Source organism: Roseovarius sp. D22-M7, from assembly GCF_037083785.1.
In the GTDB taxonomy this organism is placed as follows: domain Bacteria; phylum Pseudomonadota; class Alphaproteobacteria; order Rhodobacterales; family Rhodobacteraceae; genus Roseovarius.
This window is the reverse complement of the sequence record NZ_JBAPKY010000193.1, coordinates 1-906: the sequence shown is the minus strand read 5'-3', so window position 1 is coordinate 906 and position 906 is coordinate 1. Positions and strand designations below refer to the sequence as shown.

Below are 906 nucleotides of genomic sequence, written 5' to 3'. Positions count from 1 at the left end.
TCCCATCTCTGCCTCATGATCCGTTTTCAAGCACGGAATCACGGATCCGGCAGCCTGAAAAGGGCCCCAGAGTCAAACCTTTCGCGCGCTGGTATTACCGGATCGTGCGCGCCGCCGAAAAGTTTCGGGGTGGTGGCCGCCGATGGTCCGGTCGAGAAGTTTGAGGTCGTCGATGGATAGCAGCTCCGCGGCCAGAACTTCCCGATCGTCGTCGGTTCCGAGCGCCCATGCGAGCAGGGGGATTGATATGTTTTCAATTTTGAGGACATTCAGCAAATCGAAAAGTGGATGGCCGCATTCTGGTACATCGTTCCGAAGGCCATATACCTTCCTGATACGGTCGACGGTGGATCGGCTACAGTGCCATCGGTTCTGAAGATCGGCGTTTGCGAGCAGCGGCGTCGGGTAAGCGCCCAGTTTCCGCGCGGGTTCACGTGCGTTGTAGTGGTGCGCTTGGCCTGTATCGCTCATCTTCAATCCTCCTGAGTGAGGAGATCGCACCGTCTGCCGACCTGCGGAAATGCGACGCGACCGCGATAGTCGCGCGATGACCGAAGTCGGTCGCATTGCATGATCTGTGCCCGGCGCGCAATAAACGCTGCGTGCTCATAGCCAGCCGCGGCCTCGTCCGGCGTGCCTGTCCTTCGGCGGGGTTTGGTTGCTGACGCTGTTCGTGAACTCATACACTTGCCTCCGTCCGAGAAGGAGATCTTCGCGCGAGCGGAGCCGGAAACGGCCTTCCGTAATGGGGCGTATTCTGTCAAAGGCTTTTCCCGCTGATAAAAGCGGCCACCAACGGCTTGGTGTGGTGACGACGCGAGGTGCGTTCGGCGCGGAGACCGTATATATCGGAGCGCCGAACGCACCGGATCTGGTCTGCCCGCCACTCACTTGGTGTTTTCCGTT

Annotated in this window: 1 protein-coding gene; it reads right to left on the bottom strand. The window is 59.4% G+C overall.

What is annotated here, in order from left to right; all coding sequences use genetic code 11:
* Positions 1-72 precede the first annotated feature (72 nt).
* Positions 73-471 carry a hypothetical protein gene (locus V8324_RS22075; protein ID WP_336422019.1) on the bottom strand — a complete coding sequence of 133 codons (399 nt, stop codon included), beginning with the start codon at positions 469-471 and terminating at the stop codon, positions 73-75.
* Between the last annotated feature and the right edge of the window lie 435 nt (positions 472-906).